Origin of the sequence: Priestia sp. Y58 (genome assembly GCF_029522095.1) — a bacterium.
In the GTDB taxonomy this organism is placed as follows: domain Bacteria; phylum Bacillota; class Bacilli; order Bacillales; family Bacillaceae_H; genus Priestia; species Priestia megaterium_E.
Genome location: NZ_JAKWFL010000001.1, coordinates 106,969 through 132,802 on the forward strand (window position 1 = coordinate 106,969; position 25,834 = coordinate 132,802).

24 protein-coding genes and 1 riboswitch are annotated in these 25,834 nt (G+C 40.1%); of the genes, 10 read left to right on the top strand and 14 right to left on the bottom strand.

The window, feature by feature from the left end; all coding sequences use genetic code 11:
- The first annotated feature begins 58 nt into the window (after nt 1-58).
- Entirely contained in the window at nt 59-1,468 is a 1,410-nt protein-coding gene (locus MMB68_RS00685) for a polysaccharide deacetylase family protein (protein WP_221783661.1), read from the top strand.
- A gap of 21 nt (nt 1,469-1,489) precedes the next feature.
- Here the strand turns inward: MMB68_RS00685 and MMB68_RS00690 are convergent, their stop codons facing one another.
- From MMB68_RS00690 to MMB68_RS00700, 3 genes are read right to left on the bottom strand one after another with little or no spacing between them, the layout of a single operon-like run.
- Nucleotides 1,490-2,605: a GerAB/ArcD/ProY family transporter gene (locus MMB68_RS00690; protein ID WP_221783659.1), complete on the bottom strand. Its 1,116-nt coding sequence runs from the start codon at nt 2,603-2,605 to the stop codon at nt 1,490-1,492.
- Between the two features lie 17 nt (nt 2,606-2,622).
- Nucleotides 2,623-3,852 carry a Ger(x)C family spore germination protein gene (locus MMB68_RS00695; protein WP_014458677.1) on the bottom strand — a complete coding sequence of 410 codons (1,230 nt, stop codon included), beginning with the start codon at nt 3,850-3,852 and terminating at the stop codon, nt 2,623-2,625.
- Nucleotides 3,842-5,464, bottom strand: a complete 1,623-nt coding sequence (locus MMB68_RS00700; RefSeq protein WP_221783657.1) for a spore germination protein — start codon at nt 5,462-5,464, stop codon at nt 3,842-3,844. Before MMB68_RS00700 ends, MMB68_RS00695 begins: the two co-directional genes overlap by 11 nt.
- Nucleotides 5,465-5,622: 158 nt before the next feature.
- On the opposite strand from MMB68_RS00700, the gene MMB68_RS00705 reads away from it, so the two are divergent.
- A complete protein-coding gene (locus MMB68_RS00705) occupies nt 5,623-5,856 on the top strand; it encodes a YczF family membrane protein (protein ID WP_050689902.1) in 234 nt (77 codons plus the stop codon).
- 164 nt (nt 5,857-6,020) lie between these two features.
- Entirely contained in the window at nt 6,021-7,196 is a 1,176-nt protein-coding gene (locus MMB68_RS00710; protein ID WP_221783655.1) for a hypothetical protein, read from the top strand.
- A 50-nt stretch (nt 7,197-7,246) separates the two neighbouring features.
- Here the strand turns inward: MMB68_RS00710 and MMB68_RS00715 are convergent, their stop codons facing one another.
- The 4 genes from MMB68_RS00715 to MMB68_RS00730 all read right to left on the bottom strand — a co-directional run bounded on the left by MMB68_RS00715 (nt 7,247) and on the right by MMB68_RS00730 (nt 13,305).
- Nucleotides 7,247-8,680: an amino acid permease gene (locus MMB68_RS00715; RefSeq protein WP_043978423.1), complete on the bottom strand. Its 1,434-nt coding sequence runs from the start codon at nt 8,678-8,680 to the stop codon at nt 7,247-7,249.
- A 230-nt stretch (nt 8,681-8,910) separates the two neighbouring features.
- Nucleotides 8,911-9,810, bottom strand: coding sequence for an arginase (rocF, locus tag MMB68_RS00720; RefSeq protein ID WP_013058586.1), 900 nt, complete (start codon nt 9,808-9,810; stop codon nt 8,911-8,913).
- Nucleotides 9,811-10,319: 509 nt separating this feature from the next.
- Entirely contained in the window at nt 10,320-12,398 is a 2,079-nt protein-coding gene (gene ggt / locus MMB68_RS00725; protein WP_221783653.1) for a gamma-glutamyltransferase, read from the bottom strand.
- 409 nt (nt 12,399-12,807) lie between these two features.
- On the bottom strand, nt 12,808-13,305 hold the full coding sequence (locus MMB68_RS00730; protein WP_221783651.1) for a tetratricopeptide repeat protein: 498 nt from the start codon (nt 13,303-13,305) through the stop codon (nt 12,808-12,810).
- A 173-nt stretch (nt 13,306-13,478) separates the two neighbouring features.
- Between MMB68_RS00730 and MMB68_RS00735 the strand changes: the two genes are divergently transcribed.
- Nucleotides 13,479-13,565, top strand: a complete 87-nt coding sequence (locus MMB68_RS00735; protein ID WP_016765201.1) for a YjcZ family sporulation protein — start codon at nt 13,479-13,481, stop codon at nt 13,563-13,565.
- Between the two features lie 187 nt (nt 13,566-13,752).
- On the opposite strand, the gene MMB68_RS00740 is transcribed toward MMB68_RS00735, so the two are convergent.
- From MMB68_RS00740 to MMB68_RS00755, 4 genes are all read right to left on the bottom strand, one after another.
- Nucleotides 13,753-13,833, bottom strand: a complete 81-nt coding sequence (locus MMB68_RS00740; RefSeq protein ID WP_016765202.1) for a YjcZ family sporulation protein — start codon at nt 13,831-13,833, stop codon at nt 13,753-13,755.
- Nucleotides 13,834-14,159: 326 nt separating this feature from the next.
- Nucleotides 14,160-15,479 (bottom strand): TrkH family potassium uptake protein, encoded by a 1,320-nt coding sequence (locus MMB68_RS00745; protein WP_221783649.1) that lies wholly within the window; start codon nt 15,477-15,479, stop codon nt 14,160-14,162.
- 3 nt (nt 15,480-15,482) lie between these two features.
- Nucleotides 15,483-16,142, bottom strand: a complete 660-nt coding sequence (locus MMB68_RS00750) for a potassium channel family protein (protein WP_013058591.1) — start codon at nt 16,140-16,142, stop codon at nt 15,483-15,485.
- Nucleotides 16,143-16,266: 124 nt separating this feature from the next.
- Nucleotides 16,267-16,411, bottom strand: a riboswitch (cyclic di-AMP (ydaO/yuaA leader).
- A gap of 115 nt (nt 16,412-16,526) precedes the next feature.
- Nucleotides 16,527-16,985: a carboxymuconolactone decarboxylase family protein gene (locus MMB68_RS00755; protein WP_221783648.1), complete on the bottom strand. Its 459-nt coding sequence runs from the start codon at nt 16,983-16,985 to the stop codon at nt 16,527-16,529.
- A 120-nt stretch (nt 16,986-17,105) separates the two neighbouring features.
- Between MMB68_RS00755 and MMB68_RS00760 the strand changes: the two genes are divergently transcribed.
- The gene (locus MMB68_RS00760; RefSeq protein ID WP_221783646.1) at nt 17,106-17,561 is read left to right on the top strand and encodes an Lrp/AsnC family transcriptional regulator; all 456 of its coding nucleotides are present in this window, start codon (nt 17,106-17,108) and stop codon (nt 17,559-17,561) included.
- Nucleotides 17,562-17,999: 438 nt separating this feature from the next.
- On the opposite strand, the gene MMB68_RS00765 is transcribed toward MMB68_RS00760, so the two are convergent.
- Together MMB68_RS00765 and MMB68_RS00770 are read right to left on the bottom strand one after the other, a co-directional pair.
- A complete protein-coding gene (locus MMB68_RS00765) occupies nt 18,000-18,902 on the bottom strand; it encodes a peptidyl-prolyl cis-trans isomerase (RefSeq protein WP_269870264.1) in 903 nt (300 codons plus the stop codon).
- Nucleotides 18,899-20,173 (bottom strand): S1C family serine protease, encoded by a 1,275-nt coding sequence (locus MMB68_RS00770; RefSeq protein ID WP_277548015.1) that lies wholly within the window; start codon nt 20,171-20,173, stop codon nt 18,899-18,901. The genes MMB68_RS00765 and MMB68_RS00770 overlap by 4 nt, the downstream gene beginning before the upstream one ends.
- Nucleotides 20,174-20,395: 222 nt before the next feature.
- On the opposite strand from MMB68_RS00770, the gene MMB68_RS00775 reads away from it, so the two are divergent.
- Both MMB68_RS00775 and MMB68_RS00780 read left to right on the top strand, forming a co-directional pair.
- Nucleotides 20,396-21,067: a response regulator transcription factor gene (locus MMB68_RS00775; RefSeq protein WP_153255262.1), complete on the top strand. Its 672-nt coding sequence runs from the start codon at nt 20,396-20,398 to the stop codon at nt 21,065-21,067.
- Nucleotides 21,064-22,413: a sensor histidine kinase gene (locus tag MMB68_RS00780; RefSeq protein WP_221783642.1), complete on the top strand. Its 1,350-nt coding sequence runs from the start codon at nt 21,064-21,066 to the stop codon at nt 22,411-22,413. The genes MMB68_RS00775 and MMB68_RS00780 overlap by 4 nt, the downstream gene beginning before the upstream one ends.
- A gap of 35 nt (nt 22,414-22,448) precedes the next feature.
- Here MMB68_RS00780 and cuyA read toward each other — a convergent pair whose 3' ends face one another.
- The gene (cuyA, locus tag MMB68_RS00785) at nt 22,449-23,441 is read right to left on the bottom strand and encodes a D-cysteate sulfo-lyase (protein WP_153255264.1); all 993 of its coding nucleotides are present in this window, start codon (nt 23,439-23,441) and stop codon (nt 22,449-22,451) included.
- Between the two features lie 150 nt (nt 23,442-23,591).
- Here cuyA and MMB68_RS00790 point away from each other — a divergent pair, with 150 nt between their 5' ends.
- From MMB68_RS00790 to MMB68_RS00800, 3 genes are all read left to right on the top strand, one after another.
- Nucleotides 23,592-24,110, top strand: coding sequence for an acyl-CoA thioesterase (locus tag MMB68_RS00790; RefSeq protein ID WP_013058600.1), 519 nt, complete (start codon nt 23,592-23,594; stop codon nt 24,108-24,110).
- Nucleotides 24,111-24,185: 75 nt separating this feature from the next.
- On the top strand, nt 24,186-24,866 hold the full coding sequence (locus MMB68_RS00795) for a GntR family transcriptional regulator (RefSeq protein WP_221783638.1): 681 nt from the start codon (nt 24,186-24,188) through the stop codon (nt 24,864-24,866).
- Complete coding sequence (locus tag MMB68_RS00800) at nt 24,863-25,804, top strand: DMT family transporter (RefSeq protein ID WP_269870267.1); 942 nt, start codon at nt 24,863-24,865, stop codon at nt 25,802-25,804. The genes MMB68_RS00795 and MMB68_RS00800 overlap by 4 nt, the downstream gene beginning before the upstream one ends.
- The last annotated feature ends 30 nt before the right edge of the window (nt 25,805-25,834 follow it).

Sequence of the window (25,834 nt, forward strand, 5' to 3'; positions counted from 1 at the left end):
AAATGATGGTCTCATGCGTCTATTAGGTAGATATATACAAAAAGGGGAATATTACTACATGAAAACCATGGGCTACAAACGTATTTTGACACTGCTTGGATGCTGTATTTTGTTTCTTGGTACAGCAGGGTATATCGTCAAAGCAAACAGTACAGAGAAAAAAACGGCAAATATTCAAACAGATCAAACCTATCCAAACGTTGAAATTCAAACACTAGTTAAAGACCTTACCGACGGAGGCTATGCCATTAGCTACCCTTCCTTTGGTAAAAAAGAAATCGATCAATCCATTCAAGCTTACGTAACAGATCAAGTGGCACACTATGAAAAAAAGCTGAAGAAGCAGTCAAAAAAGAAAAAATCTGAATTAACGATTACATACAAAATCGTCCATTACAGCAAGCAAACGCTAAGCGTTGTCTTTGATGAATATGAATCTGTAAATGGAGAGAAAGGAACTTCTTCTCTCAAAACCTTTACCTTCGACCTGCCTGCTCAAAAACAAATGACATTAAAGGATTTATTTAAAGAAGATGCAAACTATTTAGATCGCCTGTCGGCTATTTCATATGCTGAATTAAAAAAACAAATGAAAACAGCTGATTTTGACCCGGACCTTCAAAAAGGAACTCAGGCAGCTAATCAAAATTTCAGTCAGTTTGCGCTGCTTGAAAACAGTATTGTGATTTATTTTAAGCCTTATCAGCTAGGTACTGAACAAACGAAAACCAAAACAATCGCTATCCAAAAAGATTTATTTAAAGACATGCTGAGCGATGCTTACAAAGACGAAGCAGCAAATAAAAATAAAGTCAAAGAAACGCCTCCAAAACATATCGTTAACGAAATGCCGCAGCAAGGAGCGCCTATTGATCCAACTAAAAAAGTCGTTGCAATGACCTTTGATGATGGACCTAACCCTTCATCTACCAATGTGATTTTAGATGGATTAAAAGAAGTGAACGGGCACGCTACCTTTTTTGTGTTAGGGAGCCGCGTTCAATATTATCCTGAAACAATCGAACGTATGGTCAAGGAAGGCAACGAAGTGGGAAATCACTCTTGGGATCATCCTCAGCTCACACGTTTGAACGAAGCTCAGGTCAAACACCAAATAGGCGATACCCAAGCGCTCATTAAACAAGTGAGCGGCTATGAACCACTGCATGTACGCCCTCCTTATGGAGCCGTGAACGCAAATGTAAGACGTTATATCGGAAATGTTGGCGTGACTCTATGGGATATCGACCCCGAAGACTGGAAATATCGAAACGTTCCTCACTCCGTTCAAGCAGTTATGAGCCAAGTCGGAGACGGAAAAGTTATTTTAATGCATGATATTTATCAAACAAGTGCCGAAGCAGCGGTTGAAATTATGAAGCAGCTTCACACACAAGGGTATCAGCTTGTTACGATTTCACAGCTAGAACAAGTAAAAAAAGAGCGGGAGCACCTGCATTTGCAGTAGCAGACGAACGCGCTGCAGCCATTAGGATGGCTGCAGCGCGTTTGTTTTTTTCATGCGATGTTTAATAAATGCTATACAGAGCAGCGTAAACGGAATCACTACGTGAAAAGGGATAAAAAGCAACACCGGCATAATCGTTAGCCCTTCTTTTAAATGCTCTTGAAAATTACTTGCAATCGTCAAAGAAAAAAATAAAATCACCGTGCCCACAGGATATGTCAGCGCAGAAGGTCGTTTCACCTTAAACAGTGTGGAAAGTCCAACAATCACGGCGTAAAAAAAGACGCTGATTTTAACAAATCCTCCGATGACTAATGCAATCATAAAAAACACGTCCAGCCGTTCTAAAAAATCAGCTACCCTAATGCTCTCTACCGTACTTAAAAGCGGAAAGACTGACCTGTTAGTCAATCCTATCCCTAATACACTAACATTAATCGCCATTGTAATTGCTAAATTAATGCCGCTTAACACAATGCCGCAAAGGCCTACAAGCTTTACTTTTTTAGGATCTTTTACATATGGAAAAATCATCGTAAACACAACAGCTTCTCCGTACGGAATATACAGAGTCTGAGTAGCCACCGTTTTCAAAACCGGCCAAATCCCATCTCCAAGTATCGGTTTTAAAGAGGTAAAATCAATTAAGCCTGAAACAAAAATAAGCACAAATCCTGCTACAGCCAAGATATACATCAAAATAAACATTAGCTCTCCTGCCCGAGCCACTACTTCAAGTCCTTTGTGCACGGTATAAATAATCAACAGCATCAGCATCGCGTTCACCACAAACAAAGGGCTGTCGGGATAGCCAAATGTCAGCAGCATTTCTCCAAAATCACGAAGTACGCGAGCGGCAGCATATGAGAAATGGAGCAAATATAAAAAGGCCAGTACGGACCCCAAGACTTTCCCTAACAGTTTTTGCATATATTCCGTAGGTAACATAGTAGGGTAGTATCTATACAGGCCGTAGTAAATAAGGTAAAGCAACAAGCTCCCAAACATACCGAGTAAAATAGCAAGCCAGGCGTCTTGTTTTGCATCCATTGCAAGCGGAATGAGCAATGCGCTTCCATGTTCAAAAAGGACGATTAAAATAAAAAACTGCACAGAGCTAATTTTCACTTTTTCCACTCATTGCTCCCTCCTGTTTACTGTCGTTGTTTTACCGCATCAGACATAAACGACTTGTTTCGCAAGCCTGCTCGTCTTACATACGCTTCTACTTTCACATCCATCTCCACTTCAGGAAAATACACATCGCTCCACTCGTGCTGAAGCCTTTTCCACTGCCTCGGATAATTTTCGTGCACGACTTCTCCAAATCCCACAACATCCGTCTGTTTTTTTTGAGCAAAAGCAAACGCTTCTTTTATTTCGTTTTCAATCGCTGCTTCTATTTTTTTTTCAATATCAAGAATCACAAATGGATTTTTAATATCTACAGGTACTTCCATTTCACCAATATCTCCTTCTACCCTAGTTCTTACAATCATCTTTGGTTTGCCATTCACCATATTTGCACTCACGTTTGTTCGCTGACGGACGACTTGATAAGCAATAGCTTTCTTTTTATCTTTCCATGAAATATTCACATCTGTTCCCTGCACTTTATCCCGCAGCCACATCACGCCTCGCGCTTTTTTTCCATATAAAAATGTAATCAGCCTGCCATCTTTAAACATGCCGAGTCCTTCTGCACGAAGAGTCGATTCAGGAGCAGTTTGCTGAAGATTTTGCAGCGTTTGGGCTTTTTGAGCGCTACCTCTTATTCCAAACCCTGACATCAGCGCTTGACTTCCAGGAGATTCGAGGTTTTTCATAACTTCTTGAGCCGATACTTTCATATGTTCTCCCCACTTTTGTTCGGTGAGCTCCAGCGTTTTAAGGACTTTATTAGCTGGAATTTTATCAATTGGCGTAAGAGATTTTACAAAGCTGGAGGCTTTTACGCCGTTTGCAATGACCATATCAGATGTAATTCGAAATTCCGGATCTCGGTCAATGGCATCAATAATGACATCAATGCCTTCCGTTCTCGCTAGACTTTCTCCGATAACAATTAAGTTTGTATGAGCGTAGTACAGTCTTCTTGATACCGTGCTCGATGCTCTTCTGCTTGCTTCCACTAAGTTTGCGCCTTTTGCTCCGTATACAGAAACAGACGGACTTTGTGTACCTCCGCCGCCTCCTTGAAGACCGCCGGCTACGTTGCCTGGATTAATAATTTGCAGCGTGATTTGATACTGACCATCTTTTGTTTTATCAATTCCCATCGCTGCGACAATCGCTAAATCGGTTAATTCCTTACTGCTCCAGCAGCTTGAAAGAAAGCAAATCGTAAACGCCATTACTGTACATAAGAGCCCTTTACGCATCATTTTGATCGCCTTCTTTCACAGTAGTGTTTGCCATTCCTCGGCTTTTAGGAGGCATCGGCCGCTGTCCGTCTCCTTCTCTCACCATATTTCCACTGCTAATAAGCCTTGGTCTTTGTCTAAGCATCCACCACGGCATGCGAACAATGGTATCACCTGAGTTGCTCGGAATAAACGGAGCAAGAGGCGTCATATATGGAACGCCAAATGAACGAAGACTGCAGAGATGAACAATCATCATTAAAAAGCACAGAATAATGCCATAAAACCCAAAAGTAGCTGCTGCAATCATAAAAACAAAACGAATGAGCCGTGCGGAAATCGCAATGGCAAAAGAAGGTGTAGCAAAGCTTGCAATCGCCGTCATCGCCACAACAATAACCATCGCTGGAGATACAATCCCCGCTTGAACCGATGCTTGCCCAATCACGAGCGCTCCTACAATTGAAACTGCAGAACCGATCGCCCTTGGAAGTCGAATACCGGCTTCTCGCAAAATTTCAAATGTGACTTCCATAATAAGCGCTTCAACCAAGGAAGGAAATGGAACATCTTCCCGCTGTGCAGCAATGGCAATGAGCAGCTTCGTCGGAACCATTTCCTGATGAAAAGTTGTGATCGCTACATACGTAGCCGGTGCAATTAGTGAAATAAAAAAAATAAGAATGCGTAAAAAACGAATCGACGTTGCAATATCAAAGCGCGAATAATAATCTTCAGGAGACTGAAAAAACTGAATGAAGACAGCCGGTGCAATCAGCACAAATGGCGTTCCGTCTACAAAAATCGCAATACGCCCTTCTAACAAATTTCCTGCAACGATATCGGGACGCTCCGTGTGATACATCGTAGGAAAAGTAGTGTACGTTTGGTCTTCAATAAGCTGCTCCACATAGCCTGATTCTAAGATGCTATCGATATTAATTTGGTTAAGACGCTGCTTTACTTCTTTTACGATTTTGTCATTGGCAATTCCATTAATGTACATCATTGAAACGTCTGTCTGCGTTACTTTCCCAATTTTCATCGTTTCTACCCATAAGTCGGGCGATTTGATAATTCGCCTAACCATGGGCATGTTTTTAGCAATCGATTCCGTGAACCCTTCCTTCGAACCCCGAACGACAAGCTGTGTAGTCGGCTCTTGAATCGAACGCCACTCTCCGCCTTTCGTACCTGCACTCATTGCATGGTTGTTTCCATCTATCAAAATAAGCGTGTCTCCTGACATCAAGGCTGGAAAAACTTCACTCCACGTATGTAAAATCGCAACGTCTCCAATTCCTACTACATCTTCTTTTAATAACGTAAAGGCGTTTTGAGGCGTTATTGGTTCAGAAAACACGTCATCTTTCATCATGGTGTCTACTAAAAGCTCTTGAATAGACTGATTGTCTACAATCCCGTCTATATAGATAACAGCTGCTTGAATGGCTGCCCGTTCCCCGATTTTTATATAGCGGATCACCATATCCGAGCTGTGCCCCGTTCGCTTTTTTATGTTGGCTATATTACCTTCAAGCGACTGCATCAGCAGTTCTTGTTCCTCCGGTAGCGAACTTTCTGTTTCCTTTTTATTGTCTTTGCTTTTTTTATTTTTAAATAAAGAAGGCACGATTAAAAACACCTTTCTTTTCTTTTTTTTAGCTTTTTCCAAATAAATGCTTTGTATGCAATTTTTAATAGAGCAATCAAAGCGTAAGACAAAAAAAATAACAAAAACTATCGGTAGAATGTTTTTAAGAAAAAAAACAAAAACGGAGAGTGAGACGTATGAAAATCGTTTGGATATCAGCTTTGCTATTAGGATGCTTAATGGGATTTTCTATCGGAGTGGATATGATGCAAGGATTTAGTTTTTCCATGGCCTTACAAAATGCCTACAGTCCGTTTCGTGTTATGGAGTTCGCCGAATTATTTGTTCTTTTTTTCCTTTTATTCTGTTTTGTAGCTGAAATATTTTACCGATCATACAGAGTAAAAAAGGCAAAACAGCGCCAGAGATAAAACTCTGCGAAAAACACATATTTCTCCTTTTTACCACCTATTCTCCTTCTCATTTAAATGTTATAATTTTCATAATTGGAAAAACTTTTACACGCCTTTCTACATAGAAAGCTGTACGTTTAAACTACAAAATAAACATTGACTTTGAACTAAAAGGTGAAGAAATGATGAAAAAAAAATTAGCCGTTATTAGTACAGCTTGCTTACTTATTCTTGCAAGTGATCCCATCCCTTCTTATGCTACTCCCGATTCCCCGGATTCCTCTTCCGATGTTTTGGACCAGTCAACAGACGTGGATACAACTGAAGATGTAAAAGCTATTTTTGACTCTCTCTATCAAGAAGGCTATTCGCTTGGAGAAGAAGATGGGTACGCACAGAAAAAATTCGAACAGTTTGATCAAACAACAGGGCTGGACAAATCTTCAGAAGAATTCACGTGGTTTATGATGGGGTATACGGTAGGATATAAAAAAGGTCAGCAGCAAAAAGAGGAAGAACTTAAGACTGAACAAGAAAATGAAATGGCTGCCGGCGAAGAGGAAGGCTATCAGCAAGGCGTCCTTGATTACAAACATGCTACTATTCAATCAGAAATCGACCCTTTCCCTTCTAAGTCATCCGACTGGAATAAAGGTTATGTTCAAGGCTACAAAAAAGCTATTTCTTTAATGGACTTATCTGTTAAAGCAAAAAAAGAAGGCTATGACCAAGGTCTTGAAAATGATTCAATGAGTGTTCCGAGCATGTATGATGATGAGGATGTCACACGTCAGGCTTTTACAGAAGGCTTTGAAACCGCTCAAGCTGAAGTGCTGAAGCAGCAAAAAAAGCAGTTTGAAAAGCAGGGCTACGTACAAGGTTATCACGACCTTCCACTCGAAGTACCTGCAGAAGCAGAAGGCGAATTGCAAACAGCCTTTGAGCAAGGATATGAAAAAGGACAGAAACAAAAACAAAAAGACGTAAAAGCAGACGGATACGACTCAGCTTTCACTTATCAGACCTATAGAGCGCCTAAAAGTCTTCAGGACAAGCCTCAACTAGAAAAATGGTACAAAGCAGGTTTTTATTCGAATAAAGATGTGAAATCTTTACAGCAAAAAGCTTATAAAGACGGCTGGAAACTCGGAAAAGAAATGAGCGTTCCGAAAAAATACAAGCAAAATAAAGCTGCGGTGGCAATGTACAAGAAATATTTTGAACAAGGCCAAAAAAAGCAGGATAAAACAGTAAGTCATATCCTGCTCGGCAGCGGTATTGTTCTTACACTGGTTGCCCTTATCACGCTATGGAGACTTCGCCGCCGTAAAAATGAAGAAACAACACTAGATAGCTAAAGACAAGTACATAAAAAACCCGGAAAATCGTGATTTTCCGGGTTTTTATGTTAAATAATCATTCGTTTATTTTCCGCAAGCTGAACTTCTTGCTCTTGTTTTGACTGATTTTGTTTTCGAATTTTCAAATAATAATAAACATAGCAACCTATAAAGAAAATACCTCCGCAGTATAACGCCATTCGCTGCTCGGGATCAAACGCAAGACTGATCATAACGATACAGTTCGTAATAAGCGCTACGATAGGAAGAACCGGATAAAGAGGTGTTCTAAATTTCAGATCTTCTACTTTTCCACCTTTAGCCACGTAAGCACGACGAAACGCAAGCAGTGAAGCTGTAATCGCAATCCAGCCAATTTGAGCGCCAAGTCCAGCGAGTGAAATCAACCATACAAAAACGGTTTTAGCTGCCACTACGCTTGAAAGCAGCGAAAAACATGAAATCACAAGCGTAATTAATAGTGCATTAAACGGAACTCCTCTTTTGTTAACTTTTCCAAGCGCAGGACTTGCCATTCCTTCTCTTGAAAGAGAATAAAGCATACGTGTAGCCGCGTAAAATCCAGAGTTTGCGACTGAAAGAAGAGCTGTTAAAATGATAAAGTTCATAATATCCGCCGCGTAAGGTACACCTACACTGTCTAACACAACAACAAACGGACTTTCTACGACCCCTGCTTTTTCACGAGGAATCATGCTTGCTAGGACAAACACGGATAAGACGAAAAAGAAAAGCGTACGCCAAACCGTTTGCTTGATCGCTTTTGGAATTGTTTTTTCCGGATTTTCACTTTCTCCTGCCGCAATTCCAATCAATTCTGTTCCTTGAAACGAAAAGTTCACCGTAATCATTGTAATCAGCAAAGCCGTTACGCCATTTGGAAACAGCCCTTCGGCAAAGAAGTTTGATAGAAGCGGTGCTTCCTGTCCGCTTTTCATATCAATGAGTCCAAACATTGCCGCTCCACCTACAACAATAAACATAATGATGGCGAAAATTTTAACGCTTGAAAACCAAAATTCTGTTTCACCAAATGCTTTAGCTGAAAGTGCATTTAGTGAAAAAATTAACGCTCCAAAAATGGCGCACCATAACCAAACGGGCGAGTCTGGGAACCATCTTTGCATTAATTGCCCAGCAGCTAAGAACTCAAGTGCCACCGTTACTGCCCATCCTAGCCAGTACAGCCATCCAATCGCAAAACCGGTTGCAGGGCCGATAAATTTAGTGGAGTACGTTTGAAACGATCCTGCAACTGGCATAGCAACGGATAATTCTCCAAGACACAGCATCGTTAGATACATAATGATTCCTCCTACTAAGTAGGAAATCATTGCTCCCATCGGACCTGCTTCATTGATGGTATAACCTGAACCAAGGAAAAAACCGGTACCGATACATCCTCCTAGTGATATCATAAAAAGATGCCTTGTTTTCATCGTTCTTTTTAATTCTCCTGGCTGCCCCTGTGGAATATTCATCCCATTTCCTCCCTTTGCTGCATAAAAATGAAATCGCTTTCATTTTTTTAGGTTTATTTTGTTTTTATAGCCGCTTATTAGGTAGCTCTTCATGACTGAAGTCCATTGATTCCGGATGATTTTCAAATGGCGCCACCCCCGTAGCGAGGATGGCAGCCGCTTAGCCCTGCATGACCGTTTCTTGGATCATAACAGATTTTCTCCACACGATACCTATAAGTAGCTTTTTCTTATAAAAGCTTATCGCCAAACAATGAACTCATTAACGCAACCGCTACTTCTGCAGTTTTGTTATGCTGATCTAAAATGGGGTTCACTTCTACAAATTCAGCGGATGTCACCATGTCTGCTTCCGCTAGCATTTCCATTGCTAAATGACTTTCTCGGTAGCTGATGCCGCCTTTTACAGGTGTACCTACGCCTGGTGCATCATCCGGATCTAAGCCGTCTAAGTCCAGCGACAGGTGCACGCCGTCTGTACCGCTTAAATAATCAATCGTTTCTTTCATCACTTGCGTCATACCTAAACGATCAATTTCGTGCATGGTATACACTTTAATTCCTTTTTCTTTAATTAACTCTTTTTCACCATCATCTAGTGAGCGTGCACCGATAATAACTAGATTTTCAGGTTTAATTTTTGGGGTATACCCTCCAATATTTAAAAGTACAGGATGTCCAATACCCAAGCTCACCGCTAACGGCATGCCGTGAATATTGCCTGATGGAGATGTTTCAGCTGTGTTTAAATCACCATGAGCATCATACCAAATAACGCCTAAATTTTCTGAACCTTTCGCGACTCCTGCAAGCGTTCCAATTGCAATGCTGTGGTCTCCGCCTAATATTAACGGAAAGCGGTCTTGCTCTCTCACTTCTTCAACTCTTGCAGCAAGCTGTTCATTTCCGCTGGCTACAGCCGCTAAGTTTTTTAGATTCGTATTTTTATCTACATCTGCACGCTCTTTAATTTCTACTTTAATATCGCCTTCATCGTGTACGGTATAGCCAAGAGCTTCTAAGCGTGTATTCATGCCTGCATAGCGAATCGCGCTCGGCCCCATGTCTACACCCCTTCTTGTTTGTCCGTAATCCATGGGTACACCGATAATTGAAATGTCTTTTTTCATTTTCTATACCTCCGTTGCATTTTATTCTGTGTGAAGTAAACATAGGTGGTTATTTAACTATGTATTTTTTTCATTGATACAGCCCCTCATCTATTTCTTATGCAAAAATGATGCCAACTTTGTTTGTAGCATTCTATCAGTCTTTTTATCACGGGTTTTCTTACACATGCCAAAAAAACTGTCGATTTCTACAACTTTTTGGTAAACCGCGCAAATTTTTTTGTCGTTTGGTTTAAAATCGCCAATTTTATTTGCTTTCATAAAAAATGAGGTGGCGACATAACAAAATCCATTCAATTTAAAGATGAACAAATGGGATAAAGGAGCTAGTATGAATCGCTCGTTACACCGCTGTTGATCTCCGTGCAACAGCTAGAAGTAACTACACACAGAAGACTACGTTTGCCATACCAATAAAAAAATCCGAACGAGTAGGATTCTCCATCAAGAATCTCAATTCCTCGTTCGGATCTTCATTCAACTAAACTACTTTTTTCCCAGCCTATTTTTTAATTTGTAATAACGTCTCCGTCTTCATCATCGCCGGCATCGTCTTCACCAGGATCTTTTTCTAATGAGACCACTTTCTTTTCGTCATCCCATTTCACTTTGTAGCCAAGTGATTTGGCTACTTTGATAACTGATAAATAAGAGTGATGATTTGGTTTATACAGCTTTAAGTCACTCGAATCAATGACACCTAAGCCTAACAGCAGGCGATCGGACTGAACGTAAGGCTTTCCACCAATCAGCTTCACTTGCTTATCAGTAAATGGATAAACGGCACGGTTGACTTCAACTGTAAACTCTCCTTTTTTCTCTTCTTTAATTGGTTTTGGCTGTTTGGATACATATTTAATTGCGTCTACTCCTAATACCGTGCCTTGGCGCGTATTATCAGCGCCTCCGTACATTTTCCCTGTTTCATAGTCATAGATAACCGCTTGAACGTTTCCAATATGCTCAGGCTTTTCTTCAAACGCATGTCCTTTAGCCATCATTTCAAGAATTGTATCTTGGCTAAAGCCAGGTTCCCATCTTACGGTTGGATAGCCGCCTGAATAAATACGAGGTGTTAAAATCGCTTTTTGAATTGGCATCTTGTGGTCAATAACATTCATAATCGTTTCTGCTACAGACGCAATAATGGTCGGTCCTCCCGGTGAACCAATTGCCATGAACGGCTTTCCGTCTTTTAACAGCATCGTTGGAGACATACTGCTTCGAGGACGTTTTTTAGGCTCAACCTGGTTCACGCCTCCCGGAGTGGCATCAAAATCCGTCATTTCATTGTTAAGCATAAATCCGTAGTCAGGAACCATAATTCCTGAACCAAAAACTTGTTCAATGGTAGTCGTGTAAGAAACCATGTTTCCCCATTTGTCTACAACAGAGAAATGAGTCGTTTGGCCGATTGGATTTTCTTCCTTTACTGTTGCTTTATTTGGATTTTCTTTTCCTTCATATTTCCAAGGATCTCCTTCTTTGACATTAGGCGTTGCTTTGTTTGGATTAATTAATTTACGACGTTCTTTAATATAATCTTCATCTAACAGTCCTTTTTTCGGTACTTCGTAAAAGTCTTCATCTGCCATATACGCCGCGCGGTCCGCGAAAGCTAAGTGCATCGCTTCCGTTAAATGCTGCAAATACTGAGGCGTATTGGAACCCATTTTTTCTACATCATAACCTTCCATTAGCTTTAAAATCTGCTGCACGGTTAATCCGCCGGAGCTAGGAGGAGCCGCACTGACCACATCGTAGCCTCGGTAAGTTGTTTTGACCGGCTCACGTTCTTTTACAACGTAATTTTTCAAATCATCCATGGTCATGCTTCCATCGCGTTTTTGAACTTCTTTAACAAGCGCTTTTCCAATTTCTCCTTTATAAAGAGCGTCTGCTCCTTCTTTTTGAATAAGCTTTAATGTTTTAGCAAGATCCGGCTGAACAAGCTTATCTCCTTCTTTTAACGGCTTGCCATTCGGCACGAATACATTACCGGCCGTTTGGTATCTTTCAAGCTTGTCCACATTTTCATCAATGTACTGAGCCATCGACCAATTTACTTTGATTCCTTGCTCTGCTTGAGTAATAGCTGGTTTAATAACATCTGATAAGTCCATTGTTCCATAATCTTTAAGGGCTGTTTCTACTCCTTTTAGCGTACCAGGAACTCCAACTGCTTTTCCTGTTATATGACGCTTACTGAAAGGGATAACTTTTCCTTTTGAATCTAAAAACAGCTTAGGCGTGACATCAGCTGGTGCCATTTCACGGCTGTCTAACATCGTAATTTTATCTTTCTTTTTTTCATAAATCATCATAAAGCCGCCGCCGCCGATACCTGACATCATCGGTTCCACAACGTTTAGAGATAACTGAATGGCAGCTGCCGCATCCACAGCGTTTCCGCCTTCAGCTAAAACTTTCCTTCCCGCTTCAGCAGCCAGCGGGTGAGATGCCGCTACAATTCCTTGTGTAGCACCTCGTTTCATTGAATGGTCGACACCCGGAACTTCAGCAGCAGCTGGTGTGACAACTAAACTTAAACTAAATAATGCAATAACCAACATCTTCATAATCTTCATCTGGGTCTCCTCCTTCAAATAAATTATTTCACATCGTCTAAAACGATGGATTTCACAAAGAATAAATTGGTTTATTATGATATTTTTTACATGTATGTATAAATAAAAAGCAAAGTAAATCAGACCTTTGCTTTTTTAGTTAGTCGCATGTTTAACTTTTCTCTCTATCCTTTTACAATTATCTATATTTTCTAACAATTTATCCATAGGCTGATAGTTTCTTACTATTTTTGGAATTATGTAGACTGAATGCTCTAATAATGTAGAAAATCTAGCAGTTAAGAAGTCGTTGGACTTACATGCACTTCTTAAAATTTTTATAAATATTCTTATTGTTATATAAAAAGCAATTCTTTATGAAAATCAGCATATATTTCCTCAAGACCAAAAATAAAACAGGACTTTTGATTCACCGTCCTGTTTGCAGCATGTTTTCGACTTTTTTAATATCTCCGTGAGTAGGATTGATTTCCCGGGCATAGGCGATTTGTTCTTTCGCTTTTTCCATTTCTTTTAATTGAATATAGGTTTTGGCGAGTTCGAGCGGCAGCATAATCCCTTCAAAACCAAGATCTTGCGCCCGATGCAAATAAGACAGCGATTTTTCGTAATTCCCTCCAAACATAAGCGGAGTTTCCCGGTATTTTATTCCTCGAACGAAGTGCGCCAAGCTTGAAGATGGATTTAATGTTAATGCCTGATGAAGAGCTCGGTCCATTTCTAAATTTAATACCATTTTTTCAAAGATAATTGATTCTTCGATTTGCTTTGCTAAACAAACCGCTAAGTAACAGTACAAATCAGATGCTTGAGGTTTTTTCTTCATTTCTTGTTGAATTTCGCGTTTGATCTCTTTCCACTTTCCCTCTTCTAGCTGATTCATGACGTATTGTGCATGTATTCCCACCTGTTTGCCCTCCTTTTCTTCTTATCATAAAGGATTTTTACGAAAATGAAAAAAGTAAGTGTTCTTCATTCTTCTCAAAAGATCGTTACCGTTAAAAAATAGGCAAATTTCTCAATCACTTAACCCAATTAGTACATAGGATATAGAGACTTTTATTAAAGGAGGTTACACATATGGGCGCAAAAGGCGGTTTTGGTTTTTCATTTATCGTTGTTTTATTTATTCTATTAGTAATCGTAGGGTGTTCTTGCTACTATTAATTTCTAAAGAGGATGAACATCATTCATCCTCTTACGACAAAAAAAACCATGCTTTCGCATGGCTACATACCGATTAGATGAATGAGTAGAGGAACTCATTGTTCGGCAATATTGAAGAAATTTTTGGTTTTTACTTCCGCCTAGTATGCCCTTTTTGACGGGGGCCATGCGTAAATAAAGTTAACGTTTAAAAGCGAAAGCCAGACGCACCTACAATAACAAGTAAAACAAATAACACAACGATTAACGCAAAATTTTGTTTTCCCACGTACCATCCCTCACTTCCTGTTATCTACTTTTAGTGTATGCAACAGCTTGGCAAAATGTTTAGGACAGGGGTGCGGATTTTTCCAACGAGAAAAACCTTCAAATTTCGCCAAAAAAAGTGAATCATATTTTTGTTTCTTTCGTTATATATAGTAAGAGATTTTTTACTATAAAAAAGGGGGACCTTTAATGCGCCGACATTCCAAATTGCCCATTGTTCTTGTCTTTGCCTTCTTTTTATTCATCGCAACTGTTTTGTGCGTAACCTCTTATATGTCTTGAACGTATAAATAATATAAAAAAATCGCCTCATCGAAGGCGATTTTTCTACCCTAGCATTATATCTTCGTTTGGATAACGAACGGCTTCACGCTTTTGCTTAGATAATGAAAACGCAAGCGTTAATGGCCCCACTTTTCCTAAAAACATGATAAAAACAATAATCACGCGGCCAAAGTATGAAAGTTCAGGAGTCGCTCCCATCGATAAGCCTACTGTTCCAAACGCAGAAACAACTTCAAACATAATTTTTACAAACGGCAGATTTTCCGAAATATTTAACAGAAAAATGGCCCCAAACACAAACATAATCGAAATCATCGTGATGGCTAGTGCCTTAAACACGTGAAGAGGAAGAAGTCGTCTCTTTAACAGCACAATATCTTCCCGGCTTCGTAAAAATGCCCATACAGAAAAAACAATCACCACAAACGTTGTTAGTTTAATACCGCCTCCTGTTGACGCACTTCCTGCACCAATAAACATTAATAAGACCATTAAAAAAACCGTTGCGTCATGCAGGTGAGCTAAATCAATTGTATTAAATCCAGCGGTTCTTGTCGTTACCGCTTGAAAATAAGAAGCCCATACTTTGTCTCCTAATGATAAATTTCCGAGCGTATGCGAATTGCTGTACTCTAAGAAAAAAATAAAAAGCATGGCAATCACATTAATCGCAAACGTGCTGATAATCATAATTTTTGAATGCAGCGTTAGTTTTTTATACGATTTTTTCACCCACATATCAGCAAGAACGGTAAACCCTAACCCGCCAATGATGAACAAAAAAGAAATCGTTATGTTAATAATAGGATCTCCAACATACTGCACTAAGTTATCAGACAGTAGTCCAAACCCTGCGTTATTAAAAGCTGAAATTGAATGAAACAAGCTAAAGAACAGCCCCTTAGACCATCCGAATTCCGGAACCCAGCGTATCGCTAAAAAAATAAGTGCAATAAACTCAATTAAAAATGAAAAGATAAACAGCCTTTTAACTAGCAGGACAACTCCGCCGACGCTCGTTTGATTTAATGCCTGCTGAACGAGCATACGCTCTTTAAATCCAATTTTTTTACCTAGCATCATAAAAATCAACACGGCAAATGACATAATGCCAAGACCGCCTATTTGAATTAACAGCATAATGATTGTTTGACCGATGACGGTAAAACGCGTACCTGTATCTACGACGGCTAAGCCGGTCACTGTCATAGCGGAAGTAGATGTAAAAAGGGCGTCTACCCACCGGATTGGCTCAGTAGTAGAAACAGGCATCATCAATAGAAGAGCACCAATAATAATTCCTCCGCCAAAAATGGAGACAAGCAGCTGCGGAGGGGTGAGTTTAATGATTTGTTTTTTCATCAGTTAAACTCCTTCTTCTTCAAAACGGTTCAAATCGCGATTATGTCCGATAACAATCAGCATATCTCCTTGTTCAATTATTTCATGCGCGGTAGGCGAAATCACCATTTCCCCGTCTTTTCGCTGAAAGCCGATAATGTTGCAGCCGTACTTGGCACGAATGTTTAAATCAAACAGCGTTTTATTATGAAGTTTCTTAGAAGCGACAATTTCGACAATACTATAATCCTTTGACAATTCAATGTAATCGATGATTTTTTCTGACACCACGTGATGAGCAATACGCTTAGCAATATCGCGCTCTGGATGAATAACTTTGTCCGCTCCTATTTTTTCGAGCACTTTTTGATGATACATATTCACTGCTTTTACCCATACTTGCTTAACGCCCATATCTTTTAAAAGCATCGTTGCGAGCACACTTGCTTCGATATCATCTCCAAACGAAATAAGCGCATGATCAACATTGCGGATACCTAGCCCCTTTAAGCTAGCTTCATCAATCGCGTTTGCTTGGACAACATATGTAGCTGAGTTGCTAAATTTATTTACTACCTCCTGATTGCGGTCAATAGCGAGCACATCCACATCCAGATTAGCAAACTCTTCAACCAAACTGCCTCCAAAACGACCTAATCCCAATACAGCAAACTGTTTTTTCATAGTGTATTTATTCCTTTCTTCAACTGCTGTGTGTTCTCTTAGCTTATACTTTTTCTAAAAAATTACATCTTTTTCTTAAAAAAAGCGCAAAAAAACACAGGAAGGCTCCTGTGTTTTTCCACACTCTTCCCCCTCAAAACGCTTGCGAAGTTAGCTGTCGGGTTCGGGTTTTAAGAGTAACCCTACCTTTTTAAGGATTCACCCCGGAGCACAATATGTGCGTAAATAATGGGTCCTCCGCTCCGTAATGGATTAAGCGATTTTTATTCAAATGTCTATGATCTATTTTTTAGAATAATCGATTCGATTCATGATACGTTTCACTTCACGAAAGCTATCTTACTCCTGTGAATTTTGTCTGTCAAGATATTTTTAGCGAAGACCTCACTTGCGCTGCAAGCTGCAAAAATCATATAAATCTAAACTGACAATCATTTTGTGAAATTGATCAAATAAATTAATAACAGCCAAAAGCTCTAACAGCTGCGTATCACTGTAAAATTTCTTTAATTGATCCATATCAGCATCGGTCAACTCCCTTGGACGCACCCGGTATACATCAATAAATCGAAACAGCAGCCGATCTTTTTCTTCCAGCTCTTTTTCTCTTAACACTTTTTGATTAAGCGTCTCATCCCCTACATATGACATGCTCATACACGTCTCACAGCCGTTAACACCTGCTAGATAAAGCCTAATTTTTTCCTTAGTCTCTTTTCCTACTATATCGCTGTTCCAAAGCGTGTCGTAAAGCTCATCATACAATCTTTTTACATGCGGAATTAAATTCAGTGCTTTTTCAAAATTTGTTCCCTCTTCGTTTGCTAACAAAACTCTTGCCATTTTTTACTCACTCCTTTTTAATTATTATAGTAAGAAAAACGGAAATTTTAGATTACATATAAAACATCTTAGCTACTATTACTAATCAAATGAAACGTTAATGAGAAAGAAGGTTTTCAATTGAAAATTGATGAAATTGATTTATCGATTTTACAGGCGCTGCAGCAAAACAGCCGCCTTTCCTTACGAGAGCTAGGAAAACAAATTAACCTGTCTCCCCCTTCGGTGGCAGAGCGAGTAAGGCAGCTAGAAAGCTTTGGCGTTATAAAAGGATATACGATTGATATTGATTATGAAAAGATGCACCTGCCTGTATCGTGTTTTATTGAAGTAACTATGAAAAACGGCGAGCACGAGCGTTTTAAACGATTTATTTCTCAGTATCCCTACGCTTTATTCTGTGAACGCATCGCCGGGCAAGCCTGCTTTATTACAAAGCTTCAGCTTCCCCACCTGCACGTACTCGAACAATTTATTAACGAAATTACACCTTATGCTAAAACGATTTCACACATCGCCCTTTCTCACGTGGAGATGTCTCCTGGATTACTGAGCCATTTAAAAGATGAAAAGTGATTGAAACGTAACGAAAGCAATCCAATCGAAAAGCGAACAATGGGATCAATGGAATCAATAAGCTCGTATGAATCACTTTTGACACCGCTGTTGATTTCCGTGTCAGTCTTCGCCTTGCCCTCCAATCAACAGCCAGAAACAAATAAATAGATTAAACATACGTTCACCATACTAACGAAAAGATCCGAACGATTCATCGTTCGGATCTTCTTTCCACTAAACTACTTTTGTCCCAAGCTCTTTTATTCGTCCAACAGCATAAAAAATAACCCTCCAAAGCTGGAGGGTATAAATTTTCCGAATAATGAAAGTTTTACAACTTCATTTTATCAGGTGACGACATTTCTGTCTACTTAAAAATGTAAAAGAGCTCTCTATTAATAGAAAGCTCTTTTACCTGCTTGTTTTTTGAAAACAATCAATCTATATAAAAGGGAACTACCTAAGGTTGAAAGTCACGTGGAACCTTGGCAGTTCATCCTGGATATACCGGTTGATATGATTCAAAACAAGTTCTTTCATCATTTCTTCTTTGACTTCTGATTCCGTTTTTTTATCTTTTTGTTTTAAAATAAGAATATAATAGACTTTACCCATTTTAATGGGCTCACTACTCTCTCCGATGTGCTGTTTTTTTAAAACATCTATAAAAGAGGGAGATAGACTTGAAAGCTTTAGATTATCAGCATTCTCTATTTTGCTGATTGTCTGGACATCAGCATATTTTTTTTGAACGTCTTGAAGAGATGTTCCTTTTTGCAGTTCAGCCGCAGCGGCGTCGGCATCATGTAAAGTGGAAAAATCCAGCTGTGTAAAAGATACGCGCGTTAGATCGTTTTCAATACGTTTATAGTAAGCAGTTAGTTCATCAGACGTAATTTGTTTACGGAAATATTCTTCTAATTTAAACTGATTTGTTAGCTGGTTGGTTACATCACTAGAACGAATATTTAACACTTCATAACCTTGTTTTCTTGTATCCTCGTCATATGAGCGTTTAATTTGCTTCCACATATCCTCAACTTGTTTTTGTACTTTATCGCTTGTCTTTAGATGCGAAATTAAGATTTTTTGCATAACAAGCTGCCGCAATAACTCTTTGCGGTAGCTTGTATCATTTAGCGGAGCATCTGGATTTAAGAACCCTTCAACGGCTAAAAAACGGTTGAATTCAGCTCCTGTCACCTTGCCTCCCTCATACGCTGCCAGTTCTTTGGTAGAAGATAGCTGACTAATTTCTACAGAAGGAAACATCGTGTTTGAATGCTTCCCTCCGCAGCCGGTTAAAAATCCGAACGCTGTTAATACTGCTAGCAGCAGCTTTAACGGTGTTGAATTCATCCATTGTTATCCTGCTGTTCTGAAAGCTTCAGAGAAATGGTTTGTTTTTTTCCATTTCGATATACGTCTAATTTTACCGTGTCTCCTACTTTACGTTTTGTGTATATATATTGACGTAAATCACTGGATGTTTTGACTTCATTTCCATCGATGGCAACAATCACGTCTTTTGATTGTAAACCTGCATCAGAAGCAGAAGAGAATGGTTCAACCGTCGTTACGACAACTCCTTCAGACGTATCGCTTGTTAGGCCTAGCTGGTTTTGTTTTGTTGCAGCTGAAAGCTGACCTACATCCTGAAGACCTACCCCCATATATGGACGCGTTATTTTTCCATTTTTCATCAGCTGTTCAATCGTCGGCTGCACTTCATCACTTGGAAGAGCAAAGCCGATGCCTTCTACATTGTCTTCTGAAATTTTCATACTGTTGATACCGACTACTTCACCGGAAGAATTGATCAAGGCACCGCCGCTGTTTCCTGGATTAATTGCCGCATCCGTTTGAATTGCATCTACGTTCCAATTTTCTGAAATAGGGACAGAGCGTTTTGCTGCGCTCACGATACCTTGTGTGACCGTACGAGAAAATTGTTCACCAAGAGGATTTCCGATTGCAAGCACCGTTTCACCCGCTACTAAATCCGATGATTTCCCGAACTTCGCCACTTGTTCAACATTTTTGTCAGACATCTCAAGCACCGCTAAATCCGTTAGCGCGTCAGCTCCGACAATTTTAGCTTTTTCTTTTTGTCCGTTTGAAAGTGACACTTCTACTTCGCTTGCGCCGTCAATAACGTGGTTATTGGTCACAACGTAAGCTTTTCCATTTTCTTTTTTGAAAATAACACCGGAACCCGTTCCTGCTTCTTGCGTTTGGGTATCTCCAGAAAATGGATTTGTTTGTTGTTGAATATTGTTCACGCCTACAACAGCAGCTGATACTTTATTTACAACTGAAACAAGATCTGACTGATTCACGGTTGTGCTTACTGTTCGAGGCGTTGTGCTCGTTGTTGTTGCGGTTTGAGTCTGCGTTGTTTGATTCGCTGTTTGCGTATCAGCTGAATCCATTAACCCCAGCTGCGGAGCACCGTATAGCACAATTCCTCCCCCTAGCACTGCTCCGGCGATAGAAGATGCAATCACTGGAAATAAGCGTCTTCTTGGAGGCTGTGATGATGACGCAAGCTGATACTGATCGTAGCGCTGCTGGCGATTTTCATATTCTTCTTTTCGTTCTTGCTCTCTTTCATAATCACGTGGATCCATGAAAAACACTCCTTTTAACGTAGCAAATTTTATGTTATCTATACTATAAAATAAAAGTTTGGGATAAGTATCAAAACAATGTGTGAAATTGTGAAAAATTTCTTTATAACAGCAAACACGTAGTATAATAGCGGGTACATAGACCTTTAAAGAAACGCGCATAGATGGCGTAATATTCTTTATTTACCTTAATTTTCATATATTCAGAGGAAGGTGTCAAATTTGAGCTTTACACTATATTTAGTAGAGGATGAACAAAATTTAAATGAAGTTTTAACCCTTTACCTTCAAAAAGAAGGCTGGGACGTTCGCTCATTTTTTAACGGCACGGACGCCAAAGAAATGATTGCAACTCCTCCGCATCTGTGGATTTTAGATATTATGCTGCCTGACATTGACGGGTATCAGCTCATTCGCGAAATCAAGCAGCAAACGCCACAAGTGCCTGTTATTTTTATCTCAGCCCGCGATGCCGATATTGACCGGGTTCTTGGGCTTGAGATGGGCAGCGACGACTATTTATCAAAGCCTTTTTTGCCTCGTGAACTAGTTATTCGAGCAAACAAACTGCTAAACCGCGTATATGGTTCCAATCAAAAGAAAACCGATACCATTACGCTGACTCCTTATGAAATCGATTTACATACCCGTACAGTCAGTGAAGATGGAAAGCCGATTGATTTAACGTCTAAAGAATTTGATTTTCTTGTCACTATCTCAAAAGACCTTGGACAGGCTTTTTCACGGGAGCAGCTGCTGAATCTCATTTGGGGAGAAGATTATTTTGGCACAGACCGAGTGGTGGATGATTTAGTAAGGCGCGTGCGTAAAAAAATGCCGCAAGCACGAATTGAAACGATTTATGGATATGGATACCGGATGATGAAAGCATGAAAAACAAGTCGCTTGCATTTCAAATTTGGCTCGTCATCTCCGGTATTTTATTGCTTATTTCAATTTTGCTCGCTATTTTATTCCCAACGACGCTCAGGCAGTTCTTCACGAATGAAATTTATACCACTATTGAAAATGAACAGCATATTTTAAAAGAATACGGCCTGCCAAGCCGCTCAGGTGAATACTACTTTAGCAATGAAGACAGTGAACCAACACTGGGCAATCGAACCGTGGATCATATTTTATTGCCTGAACATGCGGATATCTCTTATTTTTCATCACGGGTGTTGCCTCAAGACTTTTTGAGAAAAGCACAGGAAGATGCAATCAATCAGCGAAAAATCGTCGCTCGCTATGAAAAAGATCTTGGCAACCGGACACTTTTTTATGTAATTCGAAAAGTAAGTGTAAACGGACAGCCTGCTTTTTTGCTTTCGTTTTCGTGGGATACGTATCGCAACGCGCTCACTTCTACTCTGTTTAAACAGCTGCTTCTTGTAATTTCAATTGTATTTCTATTCAGCTGGCTTCCATCTATTTGGCTATCAAGATATTTAAGCAAGCCGCTTGTATCGCTTGAAAAAGATGTGAAAAAAATTGCCGAACAAAATTGGCATGAGCCCGTTACAGTGAACCGTTCCGATGAAATTGGCAAGCTAGGCGCGTCCATCGAGCAAATGCGCAAAAGGCTCGTATCTAAAGATGAAGCACAGCAAACGCTGCTTCAAAATATTTCACATGATTTAAAAACACCGGTTATGGTTATTCAAAGCTACGCTCAGTCGATTCAAGACGGCATTTATCCAAAAGGTGATTTATCTCAAACGGTAAAAGTTATTGAAGATGAATCCAAAAATCTTGAGAAAAAAATCCGCGATTTGCTTTACTTAACCAAGCTTGACTATATGTCCACTCATCAGCTTGCACAAGATGACTTTGATTTTACTGCACTTCTTCATGAAGTAGTGGATCGCTTGCGGTGGAGGCGCCCTGAAATACAGTGGGAATTTGACGACGCAAACGCAACAATTAAAGGAGACAAAGAGCTATGGACAAAAGTTCTTGAAAATGTACTCGACAATCAGCTGCGCTATGCCGAGACGAAGGTTTCACTTTCACTTGCTAAACACCAAACGAACGTTCAATGTACAATCAGCAACGATGGTCCGCCGATTGATCAAAGCGTGCTTCAACACTTGTTTGAGCCGTTTAAAAAAGGAGCAAACGGTGAATTCGGTATCGGCTTAAGTATCGTAAAGCGTATTATTACGATGCACGACGGAGCAATTACGGCTGAAAATACAGACACCGGAGTAACGTTTTCACTTACTATTCCTATATAAACTAAAAAAGCAAGGGAGCCGAATCCCTTGCTTTTTTATGAAAAAATTGATGTATAGGCATAAAGAGCCGGTGAACCGCCTGAGTGGACGAACACCACATTTTCATCCTTATTAAAGTAACCTTTTCGAATTAAATCAATTAGACCAGCCATCGCTTTTCCCGTATACACAGGATCCAATAAAATCCCTTCCGTACTGGCCACAAGTTTGACTGCTTCCACCATCTCTTCAGTCGGAACAGCATACCCTGGACCTACGTATTCATCCATACACACAATCTCTTCTTCTTTAAAAGGCGTTTTACTATGTAAATGATCATAAAGTTCACTCGTCAGCTTAGCAACTTTTGCTTCTTGCTCTTCTTTAGCACGACTAACGTTCATTCCAATAACAGATACGTCACTTTGAAGACCTTGAAAGCCTGCCACTAACCCCGCGTGCATGCCTCCGCTGCCGCTTGTGCAAACCACGTGGCTAAGCTTTATTTGCTGCTCATAGCTTTGCATAAGCAGCTCTTGTGCACAGGCAGCGTATCCGGTTGCACCGATAACATTCGAACCTCCTACTGGAATTAAATACGGTTTATGACCTTTTTCAATTAGCTCTCGCTCTACTTTTTTCATTTCCGCTGTCAAATCAGAACCTTCAGCTACAAACCGCATGTCATGAGCGCCTAATAAATGATAAAGAAAATAGTTTCCTGTCGGCTGATCGCTTGCTTTATTTTCCCCTTCTTCTAATACGAGCACGCATTTCATTTGCTCTTTTACAGCCGCAGCGAGCGTCAAACGACAGTGATTGGATTGTATCGCACCGCACGTTACAAGTACGTCTGCTCCTTGCGCCTTTGCATCAGCTACTAAATATTCAAGCTTGCGCGTCTTATTTCCGCCTCCTGTCAGTCCAAGCATATCATCGCGCTTCATATAAATTGAAGGTCCATTTAACTGCTGAGATAAAACCGATAGCTTTTCTAAAGGTGTAGGGGAATCCGTATATTTTCTTCTAGAAAATTGAGTTAAGTTCATGCTCTCATCCTCTCTTTCATATTTGTTCTATTTTACCATATAGAAGCTTTTGAAGAGCTTTTTACGAAAAGGCTTTCTATAACTTGTATACATAAGAACAAGTAGTCAACATACATTAAACCATATAAACAGTTTGAAGGAGTGTTTTCAATGAGTGAAAAAGCAGTACTTTGCAGCGTCTCACGAGTAGTCAAATCACAGCACATTTTTCCAAATGACCTAAACAATCACCACACCCTTTTTGGGGGAAAAATTGTCGCTGACATGGACATGACGGCTTCTCTTTCAGCAGCTAAACATTCCCGAAAGTCGTGTGTTACGGCTTCCATTGATCACGTTGACTTTATCGAACCCGTCACCGAAGAAGATTTTATTTCATATGAAGCATTCGTTGTTGTTACAGGAAAAAGCTCCATGATTATTTTTGTTAAAGTGATTGCAGAAAATTTGTTAACGGGCATTAAGCGTATTGCAGCTACTTCTTTTCTCACCTTTGTTGCATTAGAAAACGGGAAACCTGCCCCCGTTCCTCAAGTTATTGCTCAAACTGAAGAAGAAAAAAGTCTTCAAAAAGTAGCTCTTGAACGAAAAGAGTCCAAAAAAACGCAGGTTGAGCACAGCAAAGCGATTGCGAGCATTTTATCTAAATCTTTGCGCAGCAGTAATTAAGCTCTTCATCTAAAAAGCAGCTGTCTGCTTTTTAGACGAAGTTTTTTTAGTTTGCACATTGTTATTTAATGTAATATGCGATATATTGGTTTTATGAAAAATAACATTCAACCTCTCAAACGACTTTCTTTAAGGGAAGAAGTCTATCAAACACTTAAACACAATATTGTCATGCTTGAATTTCAGCCGGAACAAAAGCTTCAGGATAAAGAACTGGCTGAGCAATTTGGAGTTAGCCGCACTCCTGTTCGAGAAGCATTAAAAAGACTTGAAGATGAAGGCCTTGTCCAAACGACACCCGGCTCTTCTACAAAAGTGGCTCCATTAAACCTTGAGGAGGCAAAACAATCTTTTATTGTCGTCGCAGCTCTTCATGCACTTGCTGCTAAGCTGGCTTGTACTTCGTTACAAGAAGAAGATATGGGCGAACTAATCAAGCACAATCAATCTCTAGAACATGCAATCAAAACAAGAAATGTCCTTAAAGCGATCGAAGCGGATGAAGCATTTCATTCCGTCTTTTTAAAACGGGCGAACAATATAGAGCTAGAACGTGTTGTAAAACAAACAAGCTCCAAAATTCAACGTCTGGAAATCGCTCGTTTTTCGTCTCTTGCTAGCCTTGCTTCCGTTGATCAGCACAAAGAAATCATAAACGCTTGCGGTCAAAAAGATGCCGCACTGACATCGCAGCTTGTCGAAACGAACTGGCTGACGCTAGGTGAAGCGCTGACAAGTGAGGAGGAATCCAAGTGAAGCCTCTTTCATTAGGCATTGCTGCTTCATTCTTTTTTGCTTTTACATTCGTTTTAAATAGAGCGATGGATTTATCCGGAGGCAGCTGGGCGTGGAGCGCGTCGCTGCGCTATTTTTTTATGGTACCTCTTTTGCTTGTACTCGTTTATTTTTGGGGTGGTATTAAACCTGTGGTGGCAGAAATAAAAGCCCAGCCGCAAAAATGGCTGCTTTGGAGCACGGTTGGATTTGGGTTATTTTACGCTCCTCTTTGTTTTGCTTCAGCCTACGGTCCCGGCTGGCTTATTGCAGGAACTTGGCAAATCACAATTTTATCGGGGTCTCTCCTAGCTCCTTTGTTTTACAAGGAAAGAAAGAAGCTAGGAGGCATTCCTTTCAAGCAGCTAGGTTTTTCGTTTATTATTTTAATAGGAGTTGTGCTCATGCAGCTTGAGCATGCGACTGAACTGTCGGCCGCTACTGCCTTGCTTTGTACCGTTCCCATTTTGATTGCCTCTTTTGCGTACCCGCTTGGCAACCGTAAAATGATGGAAGTGTCGTCACTTAATACGTTTCAGCGCGTGCTTGGAATGACGCTTTCAAGCCTGCCGTTTTGGATTATTCTTTCTGTCTATGCCTACGTGACCGATGGACTACCAAAAACAACTCAGATTTATCAAAGCAGTTTAGTTGCTTTACTTTCAGGAGTATGTGCAACGGTCTTATTTTTTGCAGCAACCGACCTTGTTAAAAAAGATTCTCAAAAGTTAGGTGCAGTTGAAGCTACACAATCGATGGAAGTTTTATTTGCCCTGCTAGGAGAGGTCTTCCTTCTATCAAGCCCTTTGCCATCGATTCTTTCTTGGGTTGGAATGGGAGTTATCATAGCAGGCATGGTGCTTCACAGCTACCAAACGAGTCATAAAAAAGCTATACCGCAAAAAGAATTGACCTACTAATCAATAACAAAAAAGAGCGTCTCAGTCGGC